The organism is Enterobacteriaceae endosymbiont of Macroplea appendiculata (assembly GCF_012571605.1).
GTDB lineage: Bacteria > Pseudomonadota > Gammaproteobacteria > Enterobacterales > Enterobacteriaceae.
In genome coordinates this window covers 90,851-113,146 of sequence record NZ_CP046220.1, presented here as the reverse complement: position 1 = coordinate 113,146, position 22,296 = coordinate 90,851, and the positions used below count along the sequence as shown (strand labels likewise).

The 22,296-nt window shown below is 22.0% G+C and carries 22 protein-coding genes and 1 tRNA gene; 11 read left to right on the top strand and 12 right to left on the bottom strand.

Translation table 11 applies throughout. The features are described from left to right. Window positions 1–20 precede the first annotated feature (20 nt). Complete coding sequence (gene minC / locus GJT86_RS00580) at window positions 21–800, bottom strand: septum site-determining protein MinC (protein WP_168920366.1); 780 nt, start codon at window positions 798–800, stop codon at window positions 21–23. Window positions 801–949: 149 nt separating this feature from the next. Between minC and rnt the strand changes: the two genes are divergently transcribed. After that, window positions 950–1,600 (top strand): ribonuclease T, encoded by a 651-nt coding sequence (gene rnt / locus GJT86_RS00575; RefSeq protein WP_168920365.1) that lies wholly within the window; start codon window positions 950–952, stop codon window positions 1,598–1,600. Here rnt and GJT86_RS00570 read toward each other — a convergent pair. After that, window positions 1,597–1,917, bottom strand: a complete 321-nt coding sequence (locus tag GJT86_RS00570) for a glutaredoxin family protein (protein WP_168920364.1) — start codon at window positions 1,915–1,917, stop codon at window positions 1,597–1,599. The genes rnt and GJT86_RS00570 overlap by 4 nt on opposite strands. Before the next feature lie 127 nt (window positions 1,918–2,044). Between GJT86_RS00570 and GJT86_RS00565 the strand changes: the two genes are divergently transcribed. Both GJT86_RS00565 and GJT86_RS00560 read left to right on the top strand, forming a co-directional pair. After that, a complete protein-coding gene (locus tag GJT86_RS00565; protein ID WP_168920363.1) occupies window positions 2,045–3,388 on the top strand; it encodes an MATE family efflux transporter in 1,344 nt (447 codons plus the stop codon). 39 nt (window positions 3,389–3,427) lie between these two features. Next, window positions 3,428–3,501: transfer RNA gene (locus GJT86_RS00560), tRNA-Val, on the top strand. Between the two features lie 17 nt (window positions 3,502–3,518). Here GJT86_RS00560 and tyrS read toward each other — a convergent pair. The 10 genes from tyrS to prfA form a co-directional block, all read right to left on the bottom strand. Further along, window positions 3,519–4,799, bottom strand: coding sequence for a tyrosine--tRNA ligase (gene tyrS, locus GJT86_RS00555; RefSeq protein WP_168920362.1), 1,281 nt, complete (start codon window positions 4,797–4,799; stop codon window positions 3,519–3,521). Window positions 4,800–4,830: 31 nt separating this feature from the next. After that, complete coding sequence (locus GJT86_RS00550) at window positions 4,831–5,448, bottom strand: riboflavin synthase subunit alpha (RefSeq protein WP_168920361.1); 618 nt, start codon at window positions 5,446–5,448, stop codon at window positions 4,831–4,833. Between the two features lie 30 nt (window positions 5,449–5,478). Then, complete coding sequence (pheT, locus tag GJT86_RS00545; RefSeq protein WP_168920360.1) at window positions 5,479–7,980, bottom strand: phenylalanine--tRNA ligase subunit beta; 2,502 nt, start codon at window positions 7,978–7,980, stop codon at window positions 5,479–5,481. Window position 7,981: 1 nt separating this feature from the next. Continuing rightward, a complete protein-coding gene (pheS, locus tag GJT86_RS00540; protein ID WP_246209055.1) occupies window positions 7,982–8,950 on the bottom strand; it encodes a phenylalanine--tRNA ligase subunit alpha in 969 nt (322 codons plus the stop codon). 114 nt (window positions 8,951–9,064) lie between these two features. Continuing rightward, window positions 9,065–9,418 carry a 50S ribosomal protein L20 gene (gene rplT, locus GJT86_RS00535; protein ID WP_168920358.1) on the bottom strand — a complete coding sequence of 118 codons (354 nt, stop codon included), beginning with the start codon at window positions 9,416–9,418 and terminating at the stop codon, window positions 9,065–9,067. Window positions 9,419–9,455: 37 nt separating this feature from the next. Continuing rightward, window positions 9,456–9,653, bottom strand: coding sequence for a 50S ribosomal protein L35 (gene rpmI, locus GJT86_RS00530; RefSeq protein ID WP_168920357.1), 198 nt, complete (start codon window positions 9,651–9,653; stop codon window positions 9,456–9,458). A gap of 66 nt (window positions 9,654–9,719) precedes the next feature. Then, window positions 9,720–10,256, bottom strand: a complete 537-nt coding sequence (infC, locus tag GJT86_RS00525) for a translation initiation factor IF-3 (RefSeq protein ID WP_246209057.1) — start codon at window positions 10,254–10,256, stop codon at window positions 9,720–9,722. Window positions 10,257–10,273: 17 nt separating this feature from the next. Then, window positions 10,274–11,563 carry a threonine--tRNA ligase gene (gene thrS / locus GJT86_RS00520; protein ID WP_168920356.1) on the bottom strand — a complete coding sequence of 430 codons (1,290 nt, stop codon included), beginning with the start codon at window positions 11,561–11,563 and terminating at the stop codon, window positions 10,274–10,276. A 126-nt stretch (window positions 11,564–11,689) separates the two neighbouring features. Beyond that, window positions 11,690–12,550, bottom strand: a complete 861-nt coding sequence (gene prmC, locus GJT86_RS00515; protein WP_168920355.1) for a peptide chain release factor N(5)-glutamine methyltransferase — start codon at window positions 12,548–12,550, stop codon at window positions 11,690–11,692. Window positions 12,551–12,579: 29 nt separating this feature from the next. Beyond that, window positions 12,580–13,623, bottom strand: a complete 1,044-nt coding sequence (gene prfA / locus GJT86_RS00510; RefSeq protein ID WP_168920354.1) for a peptide chain release factor 1 — start codon at window positions 13,621–13,623, stop codon at window positions 12,580–12,582. Window positions 13,624–13,771: 148 nt separating this feature from the next. Here prfA and GJT86_RS00505 point away from each other — a divergent pair, with 148 nt between their 5' ends. The 8 genes from GJT86_RS00505 (at window position 13,772) to trpB (ending at window position 22,278) form a co-directional block, all read left to right on the top strand. Continuing rightward, entirely contained in the window at window positions 13,772–14,719 is a 948-nt protein-coding gene (locus tag GJT86_RS00505) for a ribose-phosphate pyrophosphokinase (RefSeq protein WP_168920353.1), read from the top strand. Between the two features lie 22 nt (window positions 14,720–14,741). Then, window positions 14,742–15,329, top strand: coding sequence for an aminoacyl-tRNA hydrolase (pth, locus tag GJT86_RS00500; protein ID WP_168920352.1), 588 nt, complete (start codon window positions 14,742–14,744; stop codon window positions 15,327–15,329). Beyond that, entirely contained in the window at window positions 15,326–16,366 is a 1,041-nt protein-coding gene (ychF, locus tag GJT86_RS00495) for a redox-regulated ATPase YchF (protein ID WP_168920351.1), read from the top strand. Before pth ends, ychF begins: the two co-directional genes overlap by 4 nt. Before the next feature lie 113 nt (window positions 16,367–16,479). After that, window positions 16,480–18,027, top strand: a complete 1,548-nt coding sequence (locus tag GJT86_RS00490) for an anthranilate synthase component 1 (RefSeq protein ID WP_168920350.1) — start codon at window positions 16,480–16,482, stop codon at window positions 18,025–18,027. 18 nt (window positions 18,028–18,045) lie between these two features. Next, window positions 18,046–18,636, top strand: coding sequence for a glutamine amidotransferase-related protein (locus GJT86_RS00485; RefSeq protein WP_168920349.1), 591 nt, complete (start codon window positions 18,046–18,048; stop codon window positions 18,634–18,636). A gap of 15 nt (window positions 18,637–18,651) precedes the next feature. Further along, window positions 18,652–19,701, top strand: a complete 1,050-nt coding sequence (gene trpD / locus GJT86_RS00480; RefSeq protein WP_168920348.1) for an anthranilate phosphoribosyltransferase — start codon at window positions 18,652–18,654, stop codon at window positions 19,699–19,701. Continuing rightward, window positions 19,689–21,071 (top strand): bifunctional indole-3-glycerol-phosphate synthase TrpC/phosphoribosylanthranilate isomerase TrpF, encoded by a 1,383-nt coding sequence (gene trpCF / locus GJT86_RS00475; protein WP_168920347.1) that lies wholly within the window; start codon window positions 19,689–19,691, stop codon window positions 21,069–21,071. Before trpD ends, trpCF begins: the two co-directional genes overlap by 13 nt. Window positions 21,072–21,102: 31 nt before the next feature. Beyond that, window positions 21,103–22,278: a tryptophan synthase subunit beta gene (trpB, locus tag GJT86_RS00470; protein ID WP_168920346.1), complete on the top strand. Its 1,176-nt coding sequence runs from the start codon at window positions 21,103–21,105 to the stop codon at window positions 22,276–22,278. Window positions 22,279–22,296: the final 18 nt, after the last annotated feature.

The following is a 22,296-nucleotide window of genomic DNA, read 5'->3' as shown; positions in this document are numbered from 1 at the left end:
GTTTCCTTTATAACATAAAATTATATATTTTTTTTTATATTTAATAATTGTATAGTTACTTTCTTATTTTTTAAAAAAATTCTTGTAGCTTGTCCTAGAAATTCATTTGTAATATTATCTTTTATTAAAAACTCTCCTGCTATAGATAATAGTTCTGCAAATAATTTACTACAAAAAATTTGACAATTCTGATTACCATTAGCACCAGATAATGCTTTACCACGCATATATCCATAAATATGTATGTTACCATCCGATATAAGTTCTGCACCATGACTAACATGATTAATAATAATTAAATCACAGTTACGAGCATAAATTTGTTGTCCAGATCTTATATGATAATCAATAATTTTGCTATTTGTAAAATTAATATTACTTGTTTTTTTTTTATATTTAATTATTTGTATTAATGATTCTAATGTTTGAGAATTTTGTGTTTTAATTAATTGTTTTTTTGGTTTTATATAATTAGTATTGGAGATAATATTATTATATTGATATATGATAGGAATACCAGTACGACTAATGATTTTTATTATATTAATATCATGACATCCACTAACTCCAATAATATTAATTCCTGTTTTCAAAATGGCTTCATAAATTTTTGGCCAATCTTTTTCTTGTAATGTAACCAAAGAAATATTAATTATTACAGGAATTTTTGTAAATAAATCAATAGAAGTCTTTATTTTATTTTTAACTGCTTGATATATATTTTTAGGTTGTACATGATATAAATAAATTACATAAAATATAAAATTATCTTGTTTAAATTTTATGATTTCTGTAGACATTTAGTTACACCTTATATGATATATAATTATTTTATCATTATAATACATCTTTAAATAATAAAATGTTTTTTATAAAGTATAATTTTACTCATTAAATATAATAATGTAAAATATTATGGTAAAATATAATTTAAATTTAAAAATAATATATGAATAAAATGTTTTCCAATTATTTATCTAATCGTTTTCAAGGTTTATGTCCTGTAGTAATAGATATAGAAACTTCAGGATTTAATTCTCAGATAAATGCTATTTTAGAAATTAGTTTAGTAACATTACAAATGAATGATGGTTTATTATCATTACATAAGACTCTTCATTTTCATATTACTCCTTTTAAAGGTGCACATATTTCTCAAGAAGCTTTATTATTTAATAAAATAAATATATATTCTGCTTTACGTGGTGCAATTTCTGAAAGAGAAGCATTAAAAATAATTTTTCATAAAATATGGAAATATATTAAAAAAAATAAATGCAAAAAAGCTATTTTAGTAGCACATAATGTTAGTTTTGACCATAGTTTTCTTTTAGAATCAATAAAACGTATTGACATGCAACATATTAATCCATTCCATAATTTTGTTATGTTTGATACAGCTACTTTAAGCGGGTTTATTTTAGGACAAACTGTTTTAGCTAGAGCATGTAAAATTATGGGTATCTCATTTGATAATCAACAAGCACATTCTGCTTTATATGATGCTAATCGTACAGCAAAATTATTTTGTAGATACATCAATATATGGCAACAATTAGGTTGTTGGCCGCCGACAAAGATAATTCATTTTAAAAATTAAATATCATGCACATTTTTATTTAAAATATCTAATAATTTATTATTAATATGTAAATGAAATATAATATCATATCCGCCAATTAATGTATTATTAACCCATAATTGTGGGAAAGTAGGCCAATTAGCATATTTAGGTAAAAATTTTCTAAGATTATCATCATCTAAAATATTAATATATGTACATTTTACATTGTATGTTAATATTATTTTTGCAGTTTTATCTGAATAACCACACTGAGGATGTGTTATAGTACCTTTCATATATAAAATGATTGGATTATCTATAATTTGTTGTTTAATTTGTGCTAAAATATTCATATCTGATTCTCTTATCTAATAAAAATTTAATATAATAAAAAAATTTAATATTTAATATTCATTAATATTAATAATATATATATTATATATTATATAATATCATTATCATATACTATAAAATTAATTTATGCATACAAAAACTATTTTAGAAATCAAAAAAATATTTATTTTAGCAATACCTATAATATTTGCACAAGTGATACAAATATCTATCAGTTTTATTAATAATGTTATGTTAGGTTATTTTAGTAATATAGATGTTGCAGCAATAGCTATTAGCACATCAATATGGTCACCTATAATATTATTTTTTCATGGTATTATACTATCATTAATACCAATTATTTCACAATTATATGGATCTAGTAAATATATATGTATTAAAAAACATATACAGCAAGCATACTTATTATCTATATTATTATCAATAATTGTTATATTAATTATATATATAATCAGTATATTTATACCATATTTACCACATATAAATGCTTTATTAGCTAGCAAAGTATCTCTTTTTTTAAAAATTATTGTATGGTCTACTCCAGCATACTTATTATTACAAGTTTTACGTTGTTTATCTGAAGGATTATTATATACCATACCTATTATGATAATTAGTTTTATCAGTATATTATTTTATATACCATTGAATTATATTTTTATATATGGATGTCATTATTTCCCTAAAGCTGGAGGGTTAGGATGTGGATTATCAATGGTAGTAATTAATTGGATAATGTGTATTATGGTTTTTCTTTGGATTTCATATTCACAATATTTTAAAAATATTCATATCACACATATATGTATAAAACCTAATTATAAAATTATAAAAAATATATTAGTATTAGGTTTACCTATTGGATTTTCAATTTTTTTTGAAGTAACATTATTTACTATAGTATCTTTATTGATTTACCCCATGGGTATAGAAAATATTATTAGTCATCAAATTGCCCTAAATTTTAGTTCTTTTATATATATAATGGCTTTTTCCTTAAGTAAAGTTGTAACAATGAGAATTGGATATTTTTTAGGTTCTAATCAAAAATTATTAGCATATAAAATTAGTTGGATTGTAATATTTATTGGTATTATTATTGGTTTTTTAAATTCTATTTTTACTATACTTTTTAGAAAAAACATAGTATCTTTATATAATAACAACGAAAATATTATTTATTTAGCGTCAAAACTTATTTTTTTAGCTGCTTTATATCAAATTCCTGATGCTATACAAGTTATAAGTTCTGGTATTTTAAAAGGATATAAAGATACTATATCTATATTTTATATAACTTTTATATCTTATTGGTTAATTGGTTTGCCTATAGGTTTTATATTTGCTAAAACAAATTATATTTTCAATGCTATGGGTCCTGCAGGTTTTTGGATGGGTTTTATTATTGCTTTAACTATATCATCATCATCAATGGTATATCGTATAATTAAAATACAAAAAAATTGATTTATATATACGTTTTATTGTATGATTAAACATGGATTTGCGTTCTTAACTCAGTGGTTTAGAGTATCACTATGACATAGTGATGGTCAGAGGTTCGAATCCTCTAGAACGCATATAAGTGTTTTAGAATTTATTGCCAAAAAATTAGTACAAAATTTTTTTTACCTTTTCTTAGCAAAGAAAAATGATTAAATTTGCTACATTGAATATTACAAATAAAATTAATATCAGTAATTATTTGATCATTAATATGTATAGCATGTGCTTGTATCATATTTTTAGCTTGTTTTTTAGATGGGGCTAAATGACTACATACTAAAATATCTTGTAAAGAATATTTTTTTTGATTTAAAAAAATATTATTAATATTATTTTTTAATAAAAAATAAAAATCATTTTCTATTAAACGACTAAATTGTTTTACAAATAATAAGTAAGTAATTTTTTGAACAATTAATAATTCTGTTTTTCCATGAACTAAATTAGTCATATATTCAGCTAATATGTATTGTGCACTTTTTTGCTTATTATAATATGTTTTTTTATGTTTCATTTCGTTAATTATTCTACTATCAATTTTAGTAAACATTTTTAATAATTTAAAAACTATACTATCACTAATATTTAACCAATATTGGAAAAATAAATATGGAGTAGTCTTATTTTTATCTAACCATATTGTTTGGTTTTCTGTTTTACCAAATTTAACACCATTTTTTTTAGTAATTAAATGCGTAGTTAAACCATATACTTTATATTGATATAATTTTTTTATTAATTCAATTCCAGAAACAATATTGCCCCACTGATCAGAACCTCCAATTTGTAACATAACATTATTATTTTTATATAAAAATGCAAAATCATATGCTTGTAATAAATTATATGAAAATTCTGTATAAGAAATATGATTATGTTCTTTATTTTTGATAAATCTATTTTTAATAGCATCTTTATTAATCATTTGATTAACATAAAAATTTTGACCAATATTTTTTAAAAAAAATAAAACATTCATACTATTAAACCAGTCAAAATTATTCACTATAGTAATATTAGTTTCTTGAAAAAAATATTGTAATTGTATACTAATGTTAGTATACCATTTATTAATTATATCCATATTAATTATGGATCTTTGTTTATGTTTAAAACTAGGATCTCCAATTAAACTAGTTGCACCACCTAGTAATATAATAATATTATGACCTAATTTTTGAAAATATTTTAAAGTAATAATAGTAATTAAGTGTCCTATATGTAAACTATCTGCTGTTAAATCAAAACCACAATATAAATTAATTTTATTATTAGACAATAATTTATGTAAGTTACTCATATCAGTAATCTGATATAATATTTCACGAGATTTTAATTGATGTAAAATGTCAATTTGGTTATTATTTAACATGTTTCATATATCCTATATATTTTTAAAAAATTTATAAATATATTTTTTTTAAAAATTTTTCTGTTATGTGTACTATTGTTTTAATAAAAATATCTATTTCAATATTTACACTATTATTAATTTGTTTTAAATATAGTGTGGTTTTTGCTAAAGTTTGTGGAATAATATTCACACTAAATTTATTTTTTGATACTTGGTCAATAGTTAAACCTACTCCATCTATACAAATAGATCCTTTTGTAATAATATATTTCATGTGTTTGATGTTGTTAAGTTGTATCCATATAGATGTATATGCATCATGTTTTGTAATACATACAATATATGCTGTATCTGTGATATGTCCTAAAACAATATGACTACCAATATATGTATTTATTGTTAAAGATTTCTCTAAATTTATTAAATCACCTAATTGAATTGTTTTAAAAGTAGTCATTTTTAATGTATGTTTAACAATATCAAAACTGATTATATCATTATGATATATATGAGTTACAGTTAAACAACATCCATTATTAGATACAGAATCCCCTATGTGTAGATTTAAAATAAAGTGTTTAGAAACTTTAATAAAAATTGTAGTTATATTTTGTGTTTGTTTTATATGATAAACTATCCCTAAATATTGTATAATGCCGCTAAACATATTTAGAGTATCCTTTTTAGAGTAATTATATTAATGATCACGTAATATTATTTGATATTTATCTTTTAAAGATTGTATATATTTTTGTAGAATATAATTTATTTCCTCTTCTTGTAACGTACATATTTTACTTTGTATTTTAATACTTAAAGTAATATTTTTATAATTTATAGGAATATTTTTCCCTTCGTATACATCAAATATATTAATATTAACAACTTCTTTTATATTTATTTTTTTTAATATGCCAATAATATCATCATAAATAATATCTTTTTTAATTAAAAAAGATATTTCTCGTTGATGCATAGGAAATTTAGAAATATAATGAACATTATGTTTATATATAATATTAATTTTATGGCAAAATAATTCAAAAAATATAGTTTGATTTTTTATTTGTAAATTTATACTAATTTTAGGATGAATAACACCAATATATCCTATACAAATATTATTCAGGTAAATCAATGCACTTTGTTGTGGATGTAATATACTAATTGTATCGGTTTTTTTATAATGTATAATATTATTGATATTATCACATTGTAAAATACATTCTATATCACCTTTTAAATCATAAAAATCCATTTTACGATTATTAATTTTCCAATGTTCATTGTAATAATTACCATTAATAATACCACTTAAATAATATTTTTGAGAAATATTTTGTAAATTAATATTATTTTGTAAGTCAAAACAAAGTCCATATTCAAAAAAACGTAAGCTAGTTTGTTGCCTATGTTGATTAAACATAATATTTTTAATTAGACCATAAAATAATGAATTACGCATGACAGACATATCTTGTGATATTGGATTACATATTTTAATATTTTTAATATTAGGAAAAAATTTTGACTGTGTTTTTATGTTTACTAAACTGTAATTAATTACTTCATAATATCCTTTATATACAAGTATAGATTTTATTTGATTAATATTAATGTTATTATATAAGTACTTTAAATGAGTCATTTTATTATTTTGTATATGATATCCTGTGTATATATTATCTGTTTTAATAGGTATTTTATCATAACCATAAATTCTAATAATATCTTCTACTATATCTTCAAAATTTGTAATATCATAACGCCAACTTGGTATTTCTACCTTAAAAAAATCATCATTAAATTCTAATATTTTAGAATATAATTTTGTAATAATATTTAAAATTATATTTTTTGATAAGTTAAATCCTAATAAAGTATTTATTCTATGAAAATATACTTTAATAGTTTTCTTAGAAACATTTTTTTTATTTAACTTAATAAAATTAAGTAAATTATTATTACCACCATAAATATTTTTAACTAATTCAATCGTACGTATAAAAACTTTTTTTTGTATATTTGGGTCTAAACCTTTGATATATGGAGTTATAATATGCTCATGCAACATATCATTTTTTACTAATGTTTTCATATATGTTTGTGTTAAAAAAATATTTTCAATAAAAATATTTTTTGTATTTTGTTTTGGTAAAATATTAATATTTTGGCATAAACCAGCTACAGATAAAATTTTTTTTTTATCATTCATTGTAATTAAATTTTTTGGAATGTTTATCTCTTGATTATTATTACTGGACATAATTGTTTGTTCTTCTAAATTAGAAGTAATATTTATCTCACCTATAATATGATCTGCATCATAAAAACTAACAGGATAACCTAATTCTAATAAAAGATAATTACTAATATTTATTAAAGGATAATTTATAGATATAGGTATTTCTGCAATACGTAATCTTTCTTCCATCCAAGTAGGTATGTGTTTATATAAATTTACATGATTTATTATACAATAATTATATTGATGTAGATATTTAGTAATTTTTGAATTATATGGTTTCATAACACTTATTGGTGATAGTGTATGTATATTTAAATTATTTTTTTTATTAATAAAATGTTTTTTTTTTCTTAAAAAAATATTTTGTGAGCAGGATGATAATTCGCGTGCTAAACCCATAATATTATTACAATCATAACGATTATATGGTATAGTAACATATATAGTACTACTATGTAATTTAATAAACTGATGTAAATACTCTTTTTTAAAAATATATTCTTTTTTTGGTAGTATAATATCATATTTTTTTTTTGGATATGTAGAATTGTATTTCCATAGATGTTTTTTAGCGCAAAGAAGACCATCTGAATATTGTAAAAAACTATATTGTGGTAATGTAGATAACGTTTTATATAAAATAGATTGTTTAGTCGCAATAATTACATACATGTTTTTTTTATAATTTATAAAATCATTAGATAATATTGTTATATGAGAATTTTGTCTAATATTAATATTTAATTTATAAAGATTAGTCTTTTGTTCACATAATGTAAAATTATTAATTTGACCTATATAAATTTTATTTAATATATTATTATTGGTAATAATATTAGTATATTCTATATGTTCTACTTCAAAACCCAGCATAGTTAATTGTTTAATTACATATTCCATACTATTAAACATAATCCACTCTTGTAACCAAGATATTTGAAATTTTATCATTTTAACTAATTACTTTATTATATTTAAATTGTTGCAAAAATCGTATATCATTTTCAAATAATAAACGTATATCTGTTATGTTAAAATATAACATAGTTAGTCTTTCTATTCCAATGCCAAAAGCATATCCAGAATACTTACAAGAATCAATATTAACATTTTTTAAGACATTTGGATGTATTAATCCTGCACCTAATATCTCTATCCATACATTTGTATTTTGTGCCATAATATCAATTTCTAAAGAAGGTTCTGTAAAAGGAAAATAAGAAGGTCTACAACGTATTTTATATTTTTTAGGGAACAAATAGTTTATAAAATCTAATAATATATTTTTTAAATCAGTTAAACTAATTTGTTTATCTACAACTAACCCTTCCATTTGATGAAACATGGGTGTATGTTTATTATCATAATCATTACGATATACTTTACCATAAGTTAATATGCGAATAGGTGGTTTAATAATTTTCATAATTCTAATTTGCATATTAGAAGTTTGTGTTCTTAACAAAATATCTTTATTAATCCAAAAAGTATCTTGTTTAGTACGTATAGAATGATCTTGAGAAATATTCAATGCATCAAAATTGTAATAACAATTTTCAATTTCCGGACCTTGTATTTCTTGAAAATCTAATTTTTGAAAAAATTTTTTGGTTTGATTAATAATGTAATTAATAGGATGGATTGCACCAATATTATTTGGGCTTCCTGGTAAAGTAATATCAATTGTTTCATGAGATATACTATTATTAATATTTTTATTATCTATTTTTTGTTTATAATCTAATATTATTTGAAAAATTTTTTTTTTATAATGATATAAAGGAATAATTTTAGTATGGTCTTGTTGTTTTTTTAAAATATTAATTTGTTTTACAAGATAACTATCTTTACCTAAATATTTTTTTTTCAATAAATTTAAATCATGGATATTAGTTATAAGATTAATATCCTTTTGTAGCATTATTATTATGTTTGTTAACATCATATTAGAAATAATTTTTTATATCTTACATTTAATCAAAAATAATATTTTGACATAAAATTTGTATATGTATCATGTTTTTAACATATATCATCAAGAAATCTTTTGTGTTATTGTAGTCACTAAGTTTGTAAAATGAACTTTATTTACAGCAATTTCTGCTAATATTTTCCTATTAAGTTGGATATTTGTTTTTTTTAAAATATTAATAAAATTACTATATTTTATATTATTTTGTTTTAAAGCGGCATTAATTTGAGTAATCCATAATCTTCTAAACATTCTTTTACGCTGACGACGATCTCTATAAGAATATTGTCCCGCTTTTATAACAGCTTGGTAAGCAGATCTATATGTACGTGAACGTGCACTATAATACCCTTTAGCTTGTTTTAGAATTTTTTTATGTTTTGCATGTGCAATAACACCTCTTTTAATTCTAACCATAATAATATGCTCTCCTAGTATTATACTATTTTAAAATTTATAAATAAGGTAAACATAATTTTATAGAATTAGTATCTCCTTTATAAACAATTTTTTTGTGTCGTAATGAACGTTTATTTTTAGAAGTCTTTTTAGTTAATAAATGTCGTAAATTAGCCTGTTTATGTTTGTAATAACCATTACCAGTTTTTTTAAATCTTTTTACAACACTACGTACAGTCTTCATTTTTAGCATGTGAAATATGATCCTATCTTTTTATGGAAAATTAAACAATTTATTATATTATTCGAGATACGTACTTTATTTTTTTTTAGGAATTAATATCATGATCATTTGTCTGTTTTCTATCTTAGTAGGGAATGTCTCTACCATAGCTAAGTTTTGTAAATCATTTTTTACACGATATAATATAGTTAAACCAATTTGGACATGCATCATCTCTCTACCTCTAAATCTGAGAGTAACTTTAATTTTATCTCCTTGTTTTAAAAAACGTTTTGCATGACGTAATTTAACATTATAATCTCCTATATCAGTTCCTGGTCTAAATTTTATTTCTTTTAAATGTATAATTTTTTGTTTTCTTTTTTGTTCTTTAAAAGTTTTATTTTTAATATACAAAAATTTCCCATAATTCATTATGCGACATACAGGAGGAACAGCGCCAGCATTAATTTCAACTAAATCAAACCCAACACTTTTAGCTTTTATTAGTGCATGTTCAAATTTTATTATACCTATTTGTTCACCATTAATTCCTATTAATCTAACTTTATCACCAATAATTTCTTCATTTATTTTATTAGGATGTGTTAATGATGTTTTTTTTTTAACAATTTTAATACTTTATTCTCCTAAATAATATATTGTGTTATTTTATAATTTTGTATTTCTTCTTTTATTTTATTAATAATATCATGTATTTTCATAAATCCCAAGTTTTCTCCTAAACAATTTCTAATAGTTATTGTATTATTTTGAATTTCTTGATCACCGCAAATGAAAATATATGGTATATGTAACATAGTATACTGTCTAATTTTAAAAGAAATTTTATTATTACTTAGATCTGCTTTAATTCTTATATTATGCTGCATAAAAATATTTACTATATTCATGATATAGTTATTATGTTTGGAATTAATATTCAAAATTATAACTTGTAATGGTACTATCCATAAAGGTAAATAACCATGAAATTCTTCTAAAATAATTCCAATAAAACGTTCTAAAGAACCTAATATAGCACGATGAATAATAATAGGATATTGATGTCTATTATTATGATCTATATAAAATAAATTTAATTTTTTTGATAATGAGCAATCTAATTGTATAGTACCGCATTGCCATTCTCTATTCGAACAATCAAAAAAAGAAAATTCTATTTTTGGACCATAAAATGCACCTTCACCATTTTGGTATTCAAAAATAATATTAAGTTGATGCAGTATTTCTGATAAATGACTTTCTGTATAATTCCAAATGTTATCATTTCCAATGCGTTTGTCTGGTCTAGTAGATAATTTTACTCGTATTTTTTTGAAACCAAATATATTATATATTTCATACATCATATGTATACAATTAGTAATTTCTTGAGTAATATGTTCTTTAGTGCAAAAAATATGTGCATCATCTTGTGTAAAACTACGTAATCTCATTAATCCATGTAAAGAACCAGAAGGCTCATTTCTATGACATATCCCAAATTCTGCTATTCTAACTGGTAAATTTTTATAAGACATTAATTTATGTTTAAAAATTTGTATATGCCCTGGACAATTCATGGGCTTAATACAATATTTTCTATTTTCTGATGAAGTTATAAACATAGCTTTTTTATAAATTTCCCAATGACCAGTGTTTTCCCAAATAATACTATCTGTTATAATAGGCGTTCTAACTTCTTGATAATTATATTGTTGTAATTTTTTTCTTAAAAATGTTTCTAATTCTTGAAAAATAATATAACCATTATGATGCCAAAATACCATTCCAGGAGCTTCATCCTGAAAATGATATAAATTTAATTGTTTGCCTAATTGTCTATGATCTCTCATTAATAATGATGATGTATTATTTTTTTGAGAATCTTTTTTAGATTGTTTTATATTATTATTTTGGTGTATATTTTTTATCATATTCATGAATATATTATATGTCACAGTAATTGGTTCTAATACAATTTTATATTAAAATATATCTTCTACAAACAAGATTTTATAATATATTTATATTAATAATATAACAATAAATTTTTTATTTATTTATATAAAATTATTGTTTTTATGTAAAATTTTTTGTGCACACATTACTCTCAATTTATTATTTAAATCCATATATGTTTGAATATTATAAAATTTTTTTTTGAATAAATGCATAATATATGTTGCTTGATATGGTGCATGTTCTAATATTAGCCAACCAAAATTATTTAGATAATTATATGAGTGTGAAATTATATGTTTAAAATTATTTAAACCATTATTTTTTGCGATTAAAGCTATTTTAGGTTCAAATTTTAAATATTCTTCATGATATTTATATTCTTGTTTACTAATGTAAGGTGGATTACTAATTATAATATCAAAAGTTTGATGAGCAATTTTATTAAACCAATTACTTTGTGACAAAATAATATTTGTGAAATTTAATTGTTTTAAATTATACTGAGCAAGTTGAATAGCTTTTTCCGAAATATCAGTAGCCATGATATTAACAAATTTATTACTCGAGGCAATAGCAAATGATATAGCACCACTTCCAGTACCTAATTCCAAAATTTTATTAATATTATTATGATAAATTTTATTAATACTAACCTCTACAATTAACTCTGTTTCTTTTCTAGGTATTAACACATCTGGGGTAACATATATATTTAAAGACCAAAATTCACAAAAACCTACTATGTAAGCTAAAGGTTCTTTTTTTATCCTTCTGTTTAAACATTGATTAATTTTATTTAAATAAAATTTATTAAGTATATATTCATTGAATGCATAAATCCAATATTTTGGTTTTTTAAAGATCGAAGATAATATTATCACGGCTTCTAGTTGCGGATTATCGATATTATACTTTACTAAAGTATTAGTAGCATATTCTAACCACGTTTTAATCATCATAATGTTATTACTCCAATAAAAGTAAATAATTATAATATTGTTTTTTTTATAGGATTAATTAACATGTCTAATTTTCCATTCATAATTTCTTCTAATCTATATATTGTTAAATTAATACGATGATCAGTTACTCTTTTTTGGATATAATTATATGTTCTAATTCTATCAGAACGATCTCCTGATCCCAATAATGTTTTCTTTTTTAATGCGGTATTTTTATTCCTTTTCGTTTGTTCCATGGTTGCAATTCTTGATGCTAATACTGCTAATGCTTTTGATTTATTTTTATGTTGTGATCTTTCATCTTGACATGCAACAACAATTCCAGTTGGTAAATGTGTAATACGTATTGCTGAATCTGTAGTATTAACATGTTGCCCTCCAGCACCTGAAGACCTAAATGTGTCAATTTTTAGATCTTGTATATTAATTATTGGCATTTCTTTTTTTAAAAGCTCTGGCAAAACTGCAATAATACATGTAGAAGTATGTATTCTACCTTGAGATTCTGTTTCTGGTATTCTTTGTACTCTATGACCTCCAGATTCAAATCTTAATGTCCCATATGCATTATAACCAATTATTTTTAGAATAATTTCTTTATAACCACCATGTTCGCCATAATGAATATGTATAATATCAATTTCCCATTTTTTAGATTCCGCATATCTCATATACATTCTAGATATATCACTAACAAAAATTGCTGCTTCTTTGCCTCCAGAACCAGATCTAATTTCTACAAAACAATTTCGTTGTTCTTTGTTATTTTTAGGTAATAAAAATATTTTAATTTGCTTTTCTATATTATTTTTTAATAATTGCAAACGATAATTATCTTCTAATGCTAAAGAATGTAGTTCTTTATCTTGTAATAAGTTTTGATTATTTTTTACATCTTTTTGTACTTGTTTCCATTGCATAAAGAGTTTCATTAAAAATGATAATTTATTATACTTAGTAGTAAGATTTTTATAGTTTTGATCATAAGTTTTATTATTTAAAAATTGTTTTTCAAGATTTTTATAGGTCTTAAATAAACAATTTAATTTATCTATAATATATTGCTTCATACATAATACTTTTTATCAAATTTTATTCTAATATAATATAAATTTTAATGATGTAAATTATTTAATTCTTAATAAAATATGTATTTTAAAAAAATGTTTTGTATATTATATAAAATATAATTATATGTAAAATACTTAAGGTATCATAATGTTTAATATGAAATTATTTACTGGAAATGCAATTCCAGAATTAGCAAAACAAATTGCAAAAAATTTATCTTTGCCATTAGGAAAGATATATGTTGGGAAATTTAGTGATGGTGAAACATTAGTACAAATTAATGAAAATGTACGTGGTGATGATATCTATATTATACAATCTACATGTAGTCCTAGTAATGATAACTTAATGGAATTAATTATTATGATTGATGCTTTTAAACGTGCATCAGCTGCAAGAATTACAGCAGTAATACCTTATTTTGGTTATGCTAGACAGGATAGAAGAATATCTTTTGCTAGAGTACCAATTACTGCTAAAGTTATAGCAGATTTTTTGTCTAATGTAGGTGTAGATAGAATCTTAACGGTAGACTTACATGCTGAACAAATTCAAGGTTTTTTTAATATTCCCATTAATAATGTATTAAGTTACACTATTTTTTTACAAGATTTATATAAAAAAAAATTACAACAACCTATAATTGTATCTCCTGATATTGGTGGAGTAGTTCGTGCGCGTATATTAGCTGACAAACTATTTAATAGTGCTGATATTGTAATAATAGATAAAAGACGATTGCAATATAATACATCAGAAGTTATGCATATTATTGGTAATGTAAATAATCGTGACTGTATTTTAATAGATGATATAATTGATACAGCAGGAACACTATGTCAAGCAGCTAAGATACTAAAACAACATCGTGCAAAAAAAGTGTTTGCATATGTTACACATCCTATTTTTTCTGGTAATGCTGAGAAAAATATTAGTAATTCAGTGATAGATGAAATCATAGTATGTGATAGTATACCTTTACAACAAAATATGAAGACATTATGTAATATTAGAATATTAACTCTATCATTAATATTATCGGAAGCTATTCGTCGTTTAAATAATGAAGAATCACTTTCTATAATGTTTAAATAATTATTAATAAAGGATTATTAAATTGTTAAAAATAATAATAGGTTTAGGAAATTATGGTAAAAAATATATTAATACAAGACATAATATAGGTTCTTGTTGTCTTTTAGAAATATCAAAAAAATTTAAGATTAAATTTACAAAAAATAGATCTTTGTTAGGATATATAGGTAATCTATTTTTATATAATAAAAACGTAATATTATTTATACCAGATGGTTTTATAAATAATTCCGGACAAGCTATATCATTAATATTAAAATTTTATAAAATTAATTTAAATAATATTTTAATCATTCATGATGAATTAGATTTTTATCCTGGTATAGCAAAATTTAAATATGGCGGGAGTAGTGGTGGACATAACGGCTTAAAAAATATCATATGCTGTTTAAAAAGTCAACAATTTCATCGACTCCGAATTGGCATAGGTAAACCTAATGATAAATTACAAACTAATATTTTTGTATTAAACAAACCAAATATAAAAGAGCAAAAAAAAATTTTTTACGCTATAAATAAAAGTATTTGTGCATTAAAAATTTTAATTAAAACAAATAATTTTTGTACAGCAATAAATTTTTTACACAGTAAAACACGGATAACATTATGAGTTTAAAATGCGGTATTATTGGTTTACCAAATGTTGGTAAATCTACTTTATTTAATTTATTAACTAATTCTAATGTAGATGCATTAAATTATCCTTTTTGTACTATAAAACCTAATATAAGTATTGTTAAAGTACCTGATTCTAGATTATTAACTTTATCTAAGTTAGTTAATACAAAAAAAAATATATATACTACTATTACTTTTGTTGATATTGCTGGATTGATACAAGGTGCACATTTAGGGATTGGTTTAGGTAATAAATTTTTAAGACATATTGCAACAGTTAATGCTATTATACATGTTGTAAAATATTTTTATGATACAAATATATATGATTTATCTTCTCAAGATCCTATTAAAGATATTGATATTATTCATAATGAATTAATACAATTTGATATAACATTATGTGAAAAATTAATAATACAATTTTTAAAAAATAAAAAATTTGTTAGACATAAAGAACTCAATTTATTACATATTTGTTTAAAGTATCTGAAAAAAAAAATTTTATTAAATAATATTAATTTTAGTTTTGAAGAAAAAAATATTTTGAATACTTATCAAATATTAAGTATTAAACCAATAATGATTGTAGTAAATATGGATTTTAAACATTTAAATAAAAAAAATACTGATATTAAAATTAATCATATTGCTACAAAATTTTTAACGGTGCCAATATGTGCTAAATTAAAATCTCAAAATACACAAGATACTACAATACAAAATCATTATTTAAATCAAATTATTCAATCTAGTTTTAATTTATTAAATTTACATAATTTTTATACTGTTAGTACTAAAGAAGTTAGATCATGGAGTATTAGTAAAGGTACTATTGCTGTGAATGCAGCAAAAAAAATTCATAGTGATATACAACGTGGTTTTATTAGAGCTAATGTTATATCGTATAAAGATTATGTTACTTATAAATGTATTAATATTATGAAAAAATTTGGGAAAATAAAAATAGAAGGTAAAAAATATATTATTAATGATGGTGATATAATACATTTTTTATTTAATATATAAAAAAAATTTGCTAATTAGTATAATTATTCGTTATTATACATATATATGTTAAATAACTAAATAATAATGCTGAATAAAGATTTATATTGCATTATTATTTAAATAATATAAATATGATAATAAATAAACCTATATTACAACTCATACAAAAAAACGTTATATATAATAAAAATCTCACAACTATTTTTAATAAAATTTGTTGTCATAAAAATAACACATTATTATTAGAATCAGCAGATATAATTTATAAAAATAATTTAAAAAGTTTATTAATTATTGATAGTAGTATAAAAATATATGCCTATAAAAATGTTGTATATATCGATTCTTTTACACATAATGGTAATGCATTACTATTATTATTAGATAAAATATTACCGAAAAATATTATTAATTTTAAAACTATTAATCATAGAATATTAGAAGTTCCTAAAAATAATAAATTTTTAGATGAAGATGAACGTTTACAAGAACAATCTGTTTTAGATATTTTAAGATTAATTTTGCAGTTAGTACATAATCCTTATAAAAATCAATATGCAATGTTTTTAGGTGGTTTTTTTTCTTATGACTTAATATATAATTTTGAGTATTTGCCTAAGATTACTAAACAAGTATGTCCAGATTATTGTTTTTATTTAGCAGAAACATTATTAATTGTAAATCATAAAAAACAAACTACTTACTTGCAAAGCGTTATATACATACCTAATAAAACGGAATATGATAGATTATATAATAGAATTTTAAAATTACATAAACATATTTCTGTTATACATAATAATTTTACTAAAAAAAAAACACGATTCTTAAATCCTATAAAATATACATGTAATTATGATGATTTAACTTTTTATAAAATTATCATGAATATGAAAAAAAAAATTGAATCAGGAGATATTTTTCAAGTAGTTCCTTCTAGAAAATTTTATATTAAATGTCATCAACCATTAAAAGCATATACAATATTAAAAGAACTAAATCCTAGTCCTTATATGTTTTTTATGCAAGATCAAGATTTTATATTATTTGGTTCTTCTCCTGAGAGTTCATTAAAATTTACTGCGATAACCAGAAAAGTTGAAATCTATCCTATTGCCGGTACAAGAGCGAGAGGAATTATTAATGGTAAATTAAATTTAGATTTAGATAATCGTATTGAATTAGAAATGCGTACAGATCAAAAAGAATTATCAGAACATTTAATGCTTGTAGATTTAGCACGGAATGATCTAGCTAAAATATGTATTCCAGGCAGTAGATATATAGCAGATTTAATGAGAGTAGATCGTTATAAATATGTGATGCATTTAGTTTCAAAAGTTATAGGTATTTTACGAAAAGAATTAGATGCACTTCATGCTTATAGAGCATGTATGAATATGGGTACATTAACTGGCGCTCCTAAAATACGTGCTATGAAACTTATTGCACAAATGGAAATAGAATCTAGAGGTACTTATGGTGGTGCTATAGGTTATTTAACAGCAAATGGTGATCTAGATACATGTATTATTATACGTGCTGCTTATATACAAAATAATATTGCTATTATACAAGCAGGAGCTGGAATAGTATTAAATTCAAAACCATTATTAGAAATACAAGAAAGTTTTGATAAAGCTAAAGCAGTATTAAATGCCATTAATTATACTTTATAAGTGTGGATAATAGATATTATGTCAAATATATTTCTTTTAGATAATTTTGATTCTTTTACTTATAATCTAGTAGATCAATTAAGATGTTTAGGACATACAGTCATAATATATAGAAATAATATTAATATAAATATATTATTACAAAAAATAAAACAAATACATAATCCTATTCTTATATTATCTCCTGGACCTGGAATACCAAAAAATGCAGGATATATGCCATATTTATTACAAATTTTAATAGGTAAAATGCCTATTATTGGAATATGTTTAGGATATCAAGCACTAATAGAATTATATAATGGAACTATTATGCCGTTAAATAATATATTACATGGACAAGCTACGCCAATTACACATGATATGAAACATATGTTTAAAAATATTAAAAATCCAATGTATGTTGCAAGATATCATTCTTTAATAGTAAAAAATATGCCCCAGATGTTTACTATTAATTCTCGTTATAAAAATATAATTATGAGTTTTCGTTATGAAAAAAAGAAAATATGTGGTTATCAATTTCATCCTGAATCTATTTTAACTCCGGAAGGAAGTATTTTATTAGAACAAACCATTATATGGGCTAGTAATTATTATTTATTATAAATTAAGAAGATATATATGTTTACAATACATAAACTTTTAGAAAAAATATATAATTTGCATTATTTATCACAACAAGAAACTTATTATTTATTTTCTTTAATAAAACAAAAAAAAATATTACAAAGTCAGTTAGTTGCCTTATTAATTGCATTTAAAATAAAAGGTGTGAATACATATGAAATATTAGGAGCAGTTAATGCTATTAATAATACATCTCAAGTAAATGATACATTTCCTATATCTGAATATACCATATCAGATATTACTGGCACTGGAGGTGATAATGCTAACACTTTAAATATTTCAACAAGCAGTGCTTTTATTGCAGCTTCCTGTGGTATTAAAGTTGCAAAACATATTAATAAAAACGTATCTAGTTTATCTGGTTCAGCAGATATCATATCGTTTTTAGGATATCCAATACAACAATCTTGTCAAAAATCATTTTTATTATTGAAAAAATATAATTTATGTTTTTTATTTGCACAAAAATATTATAGTTTTTTTAATGACTATATGTTAATTAGGAAAGAACTCAATACACGTACTATTTTTAATATTATAGGACCATTAATTAATCCATATCATCCTAAAATCATTTTAATAGGTGTTTATCATGTTAATATGTTAGAACCCATGATACATGTTTTAAAAATTTTAAAATATACTAGAGCAGCAGTAGTGCATTGTAAAGGTATGGATGAAATATCATTACATAATAATACAATAGTAATGGAATTATATAATCAAAACATTACTAATTATATACTAACACCCAAAGATTTTGGTTTTAATAATTATATTGATATTAAAGATTTATCAGGTTACTCAATAAAATATAATACTAAAATATTAATACAATTATTACAAGGTACATGTAAAAATACAAGTTATATTAATACTGTAGCAGTTAATGTTGCATTTTTATTAAAATTAAATGGTTATAATAATTTAATTCAAAATACACAACTAGCTTTAGATGCAATCTATTCAGGTCTAGGATTTAAATATATTAAAAATCTAATACAACAAGGATATATGCATAATACATTATGTTTACAATAGATATCTTACAATTAATAATTAAAAATAAAATTTCATGGATTATAGAACAAAAAAAACATTTATCAATTAATGTCTTAAAAACTAAAGTACATAAAACTAAATTTAATTTTTATACTCAAACAAATACATATTTATTAAATAAAATATTTATTTTAGAATATAAAAAACGTTCACCTACACAAAAAATTATATCTCAAAACGTAAATATTATAAATGTAGCACAAACATATCAGAAATATGCTACTGCTATTTCTGTAGTAACAGATGAAAAATTTTTTTCAGGTAGTTTTAAACATTTAAAACTAATGAGTCAAATAACAAACAAACCTATTTTATGTAAAGATTTTATTTTAGATCCTTATCAAATATTTTTTGCAAGATATTATGGTGCAGATATTATACTTCTTATACTTGCTATTTTAAGTGATACACAATATATAATATTACGCAATATTGCTCATCAATTAAGTATGAGTGTAATAACAGAAGTTAGTAATAAAATAGAATTTGAACGTGCAATGAATTTAAAAGCTAAAATTATTATGATTAATAATAGAAATTTAAAAAATTTTACTATTAATATTCATAATACAATAAATTTATTAAATAATATTAATGTAAATTATAAAACTATTTTAATTAGTGCGTCTGGTATTAAACAACATACACAAATACAAAAATTAAATAAACTTGTTCATGGGTATTTAATAGGTACTGCTTTATTAACAAATAAAAATATTTTATTAAACGTTAAAAAAATTATATTTGGTAATAATAAAATATGTGGTTTAAAAAAAAATTATGATGCATATATCTCAAGCAAAGCAGGTAGTATATTTGGCGGTTTAATTTTTACTAAACAATCTATTAGATATATTAATTTAGATCATGCAAAAAATATTACAAATAATATTACTACACTATTATATATAGGTGTATTTTATAATAATAGTATAACAGATATTGTAAAAGTAATTCAAAAAATACCATTATTTGCTATTCAATTACATGGCAATGAAGATCAAAATTTTATTAATAATGTAAAAAATAAGATTCCTAAACATATCCAAATTTGGAAAACATATAGTATTAATAATACAATACCTCAACAAAAATTTTCTCATATAGATTTATTTATTTATGATTATTATTTACCTGGATCAGGTAAAACATTTAATTGGAATTTATTAAAAAATATTAATAAAACTAATATTATTTTAGCTGGAGGATTAAATATATATAATTGTGTACAAGCAGCACAATTAAAATGTTATGGACTAGATTTTAATTCTGGAGTAGAAAAAACTCCTGGCAAAAAAGATCTTATAAAGATCAACAATATTTTTTATCAATTACGTAACTGTACATAATATTCATTATATAATATAAAAAGGGAAATAAATGAATACTTTAACACGATATTTTGGTAAATTTGGAGGTATGTTTGTCCCACAATTATTAGTACCTGTTTTATTAGAATTAGAACAAGCTTTTATTCATATAAAAAATGATAAATTATTTAATAAACAATTTAAAAACTTACTAAATAATTATGTTGGTAGACCTAGCCCATTAACAAAATGTCAAAATTTAACCAAAAACACCAACACAACTCTTTATCTTAAAAGAGAAGATTTATTACATAGTGGGTCACATAAAATAAATCAAGCATTAGGACAAGCTTTACTTGCAAAAAAAATGGGTAAGAAAGAAATTATTGCAGAAACTGGTGCTGGCCAACATGGTCTTGCAGCCTCTATGGTTGCAACATTGTTAGGTTTAAAATGTAAAATTTTTATGGGTTATAAAGATGTAAAAAGACAACATGATAATGTTATTAAAATGAAATTAATGGGTGCAACTATTATTACGGTACAAAATAATGATGGGACATTAAAAGATGCATGTAATGAAGCTATACGTTATTGGTCTAGTAACTATACATATAGTCATTATATGATCGGTACAGCTGCTGGTCCGCATCCTTATCCAACGATAGTACATAAATTTCAAAGTATTATTAGTAAAGAAGTTAAAAAAGATATTATTTTATTAGAGCAAAAATTACCTGATATCATGATTGCATGTGTTGGTGGTGGTTCTAATGCTATTGGTTTTTTTTCTAATTTTATTAATTATCCAAATATTAAATTAATTGGTGTTGAACCAGGAGGTTTAGGAATACATACTACTAAACATGGTGCAGCTACTATAGCAGGTAAAACAAATATATATTTTGGCATGAAAACAAAGGTTTTACAAAATAAAGAGAATCAAATAGCTAATTCATATTCTATTTCCGCAGGATTAGATTTTCCTGCAGTTGGTCCGGAACACGCATATTTATGTGATTCTAAACGTGTACAATATGTTGCTATTACAGATGATGAAGCAATACAAGCTTTTAAATTATTATGTGTACAAGAAGGTATTATTCCTGCATTAGAATCTTCACATGCGTTAGCATATGCTATAAAAATAATCAAACATGAAAAACATAAAAAACAATTGATAATAGTTAATTTATCTGGTAGAGGGGATAAAGATATTAATATAATGAATAAATATATAATTTAATAATATTATAAGGATAAT

Bases quoted from the DNA above. Each gene is read 5' to 3' on its own strand.
- GJT86_RS00550 (WP_168920361.1), bottom strand. From the start codon at position 5,448: ATGTTTAGCGGCATTATACAATATTTAGGGATAGTTTATCATATAAAA.
- prmC (WP_168920355.1), bottom strand. From the start codon at position 12,550: ATGATGATTAAAACGTGGTTAGAATATGCTACTAATACTTTAGTAAAG.
- GJT86_RS00490 (WP_168920350.1), top strand. From the start codon at position 16,480: ATGATAATAAATAAACCTATATTACAACTCATACAAAAAAACGTTATA.
- GJT86_RS00565 (WP_168920363.1), top strand. From the start codon at position 2,045: ATGCATACAAAAACTATTTTAGAAATCAAAAAAATATTTATTTTAGCA.
- trpB (WP_168920346.1), top strand. From the start codon at position 21,103: ATGAATACTTTAACACGATATTTTGGTAAATTTGGAGGTATGTTTGTC.
- GJT86_RS00485 (WP_168920349.1), top strand. From the start codon at position 18,046: ATGTCAAATATATTTCTTTTAGATAATTTTGATTCTTTTACTTATAAT.
- rpmI (WP_168920357.1), bottom strand. From the start codon at position 9,653: ATGCTAAAAATGAAGACTGTACGTAGTGTTGTAAAAAGATTTAAAAAA.
- rplT (WP_168920358.1), bottom strand. From the start codon at position 9,418: ATGGTTAGAATTAAAAGAGGTGTTATTGCACATGCAAAACATAAAAAA.
- trpCF (WP_168920347.1), top strand. From the start codon at position 19,689: ATGTTTACAATAGATATCTTACAATTAATAATTAAAAATAAAATTTCA.
- pheS (WP_246209055.1), bottom strand. From the start codon at position 8,950: ATGCTACAAAAGGATATTAATCTTATAACTAATATCCATGATTTAAAT.
- thrS (WP_168920356.1), bottom strand. From the start codon at position 11,563: ATGATAAAAAATATACACCAAAATAATAATATAAAACAATCTAAAAAA.
- trpD (WP_168920348.1), top strand. From the start codon at position 18,652: ATGTTTACAATACATAAACTTTTAGAAAAAATATATAATTTGCATTAT.
- ychF (WP_168920351.1), top strand. From the start codon at position 15,326: ATGAGTTTAAAATGCGGTATTATTGGTTTACCAAATGTTGGTAAATCT.
- prfA (WP_168920354.1), bottom strand. From the start codon at position 13,623: ATGAAGCAATATATTATAGATAAATTAAATTGTTTATTTAAGACCTAT.
- rnt (WP_168920365.1), top strand. From the start codon at position 950: ATGAATAAAATGTTTTCCAATTATTTATCTAATCGTTTTCAAGGTTTA.
- tyrS (WP_168920362.1), bottom strand. From the start codon at position 4,799: ATGTTAAATAATAACCAAATTGACATTTTACATCAATTAAAATCTCGT.
- GJT86_RS00570 (WP_168920364.1), bottom strand. From the start codon at position 1,917: ATGAATATTTTAGCACAAATTAAACAACAAATTATAGATAATCCAATC.
- GJT86_RS00505 (WP_168920353.1), top strand. From the start codon at position 13,772: ATGTTTAATATGAAATTATTTACTGGAAATGCAATTCCAGAATTAGCA.
- minC (WP_168920366.1), bottom strand. From the start codon at position 800: ATGTCTACAGAAATCATAAAATTTAAACAAGATAATTTTATATTTTAT.
- pheT (WP_168920360.1), bottom strand. From the start codon at position 7,980: ATGATAAAATTTCAAATATCTTGGTTACAAGAGTGGATTATGTTTAAT.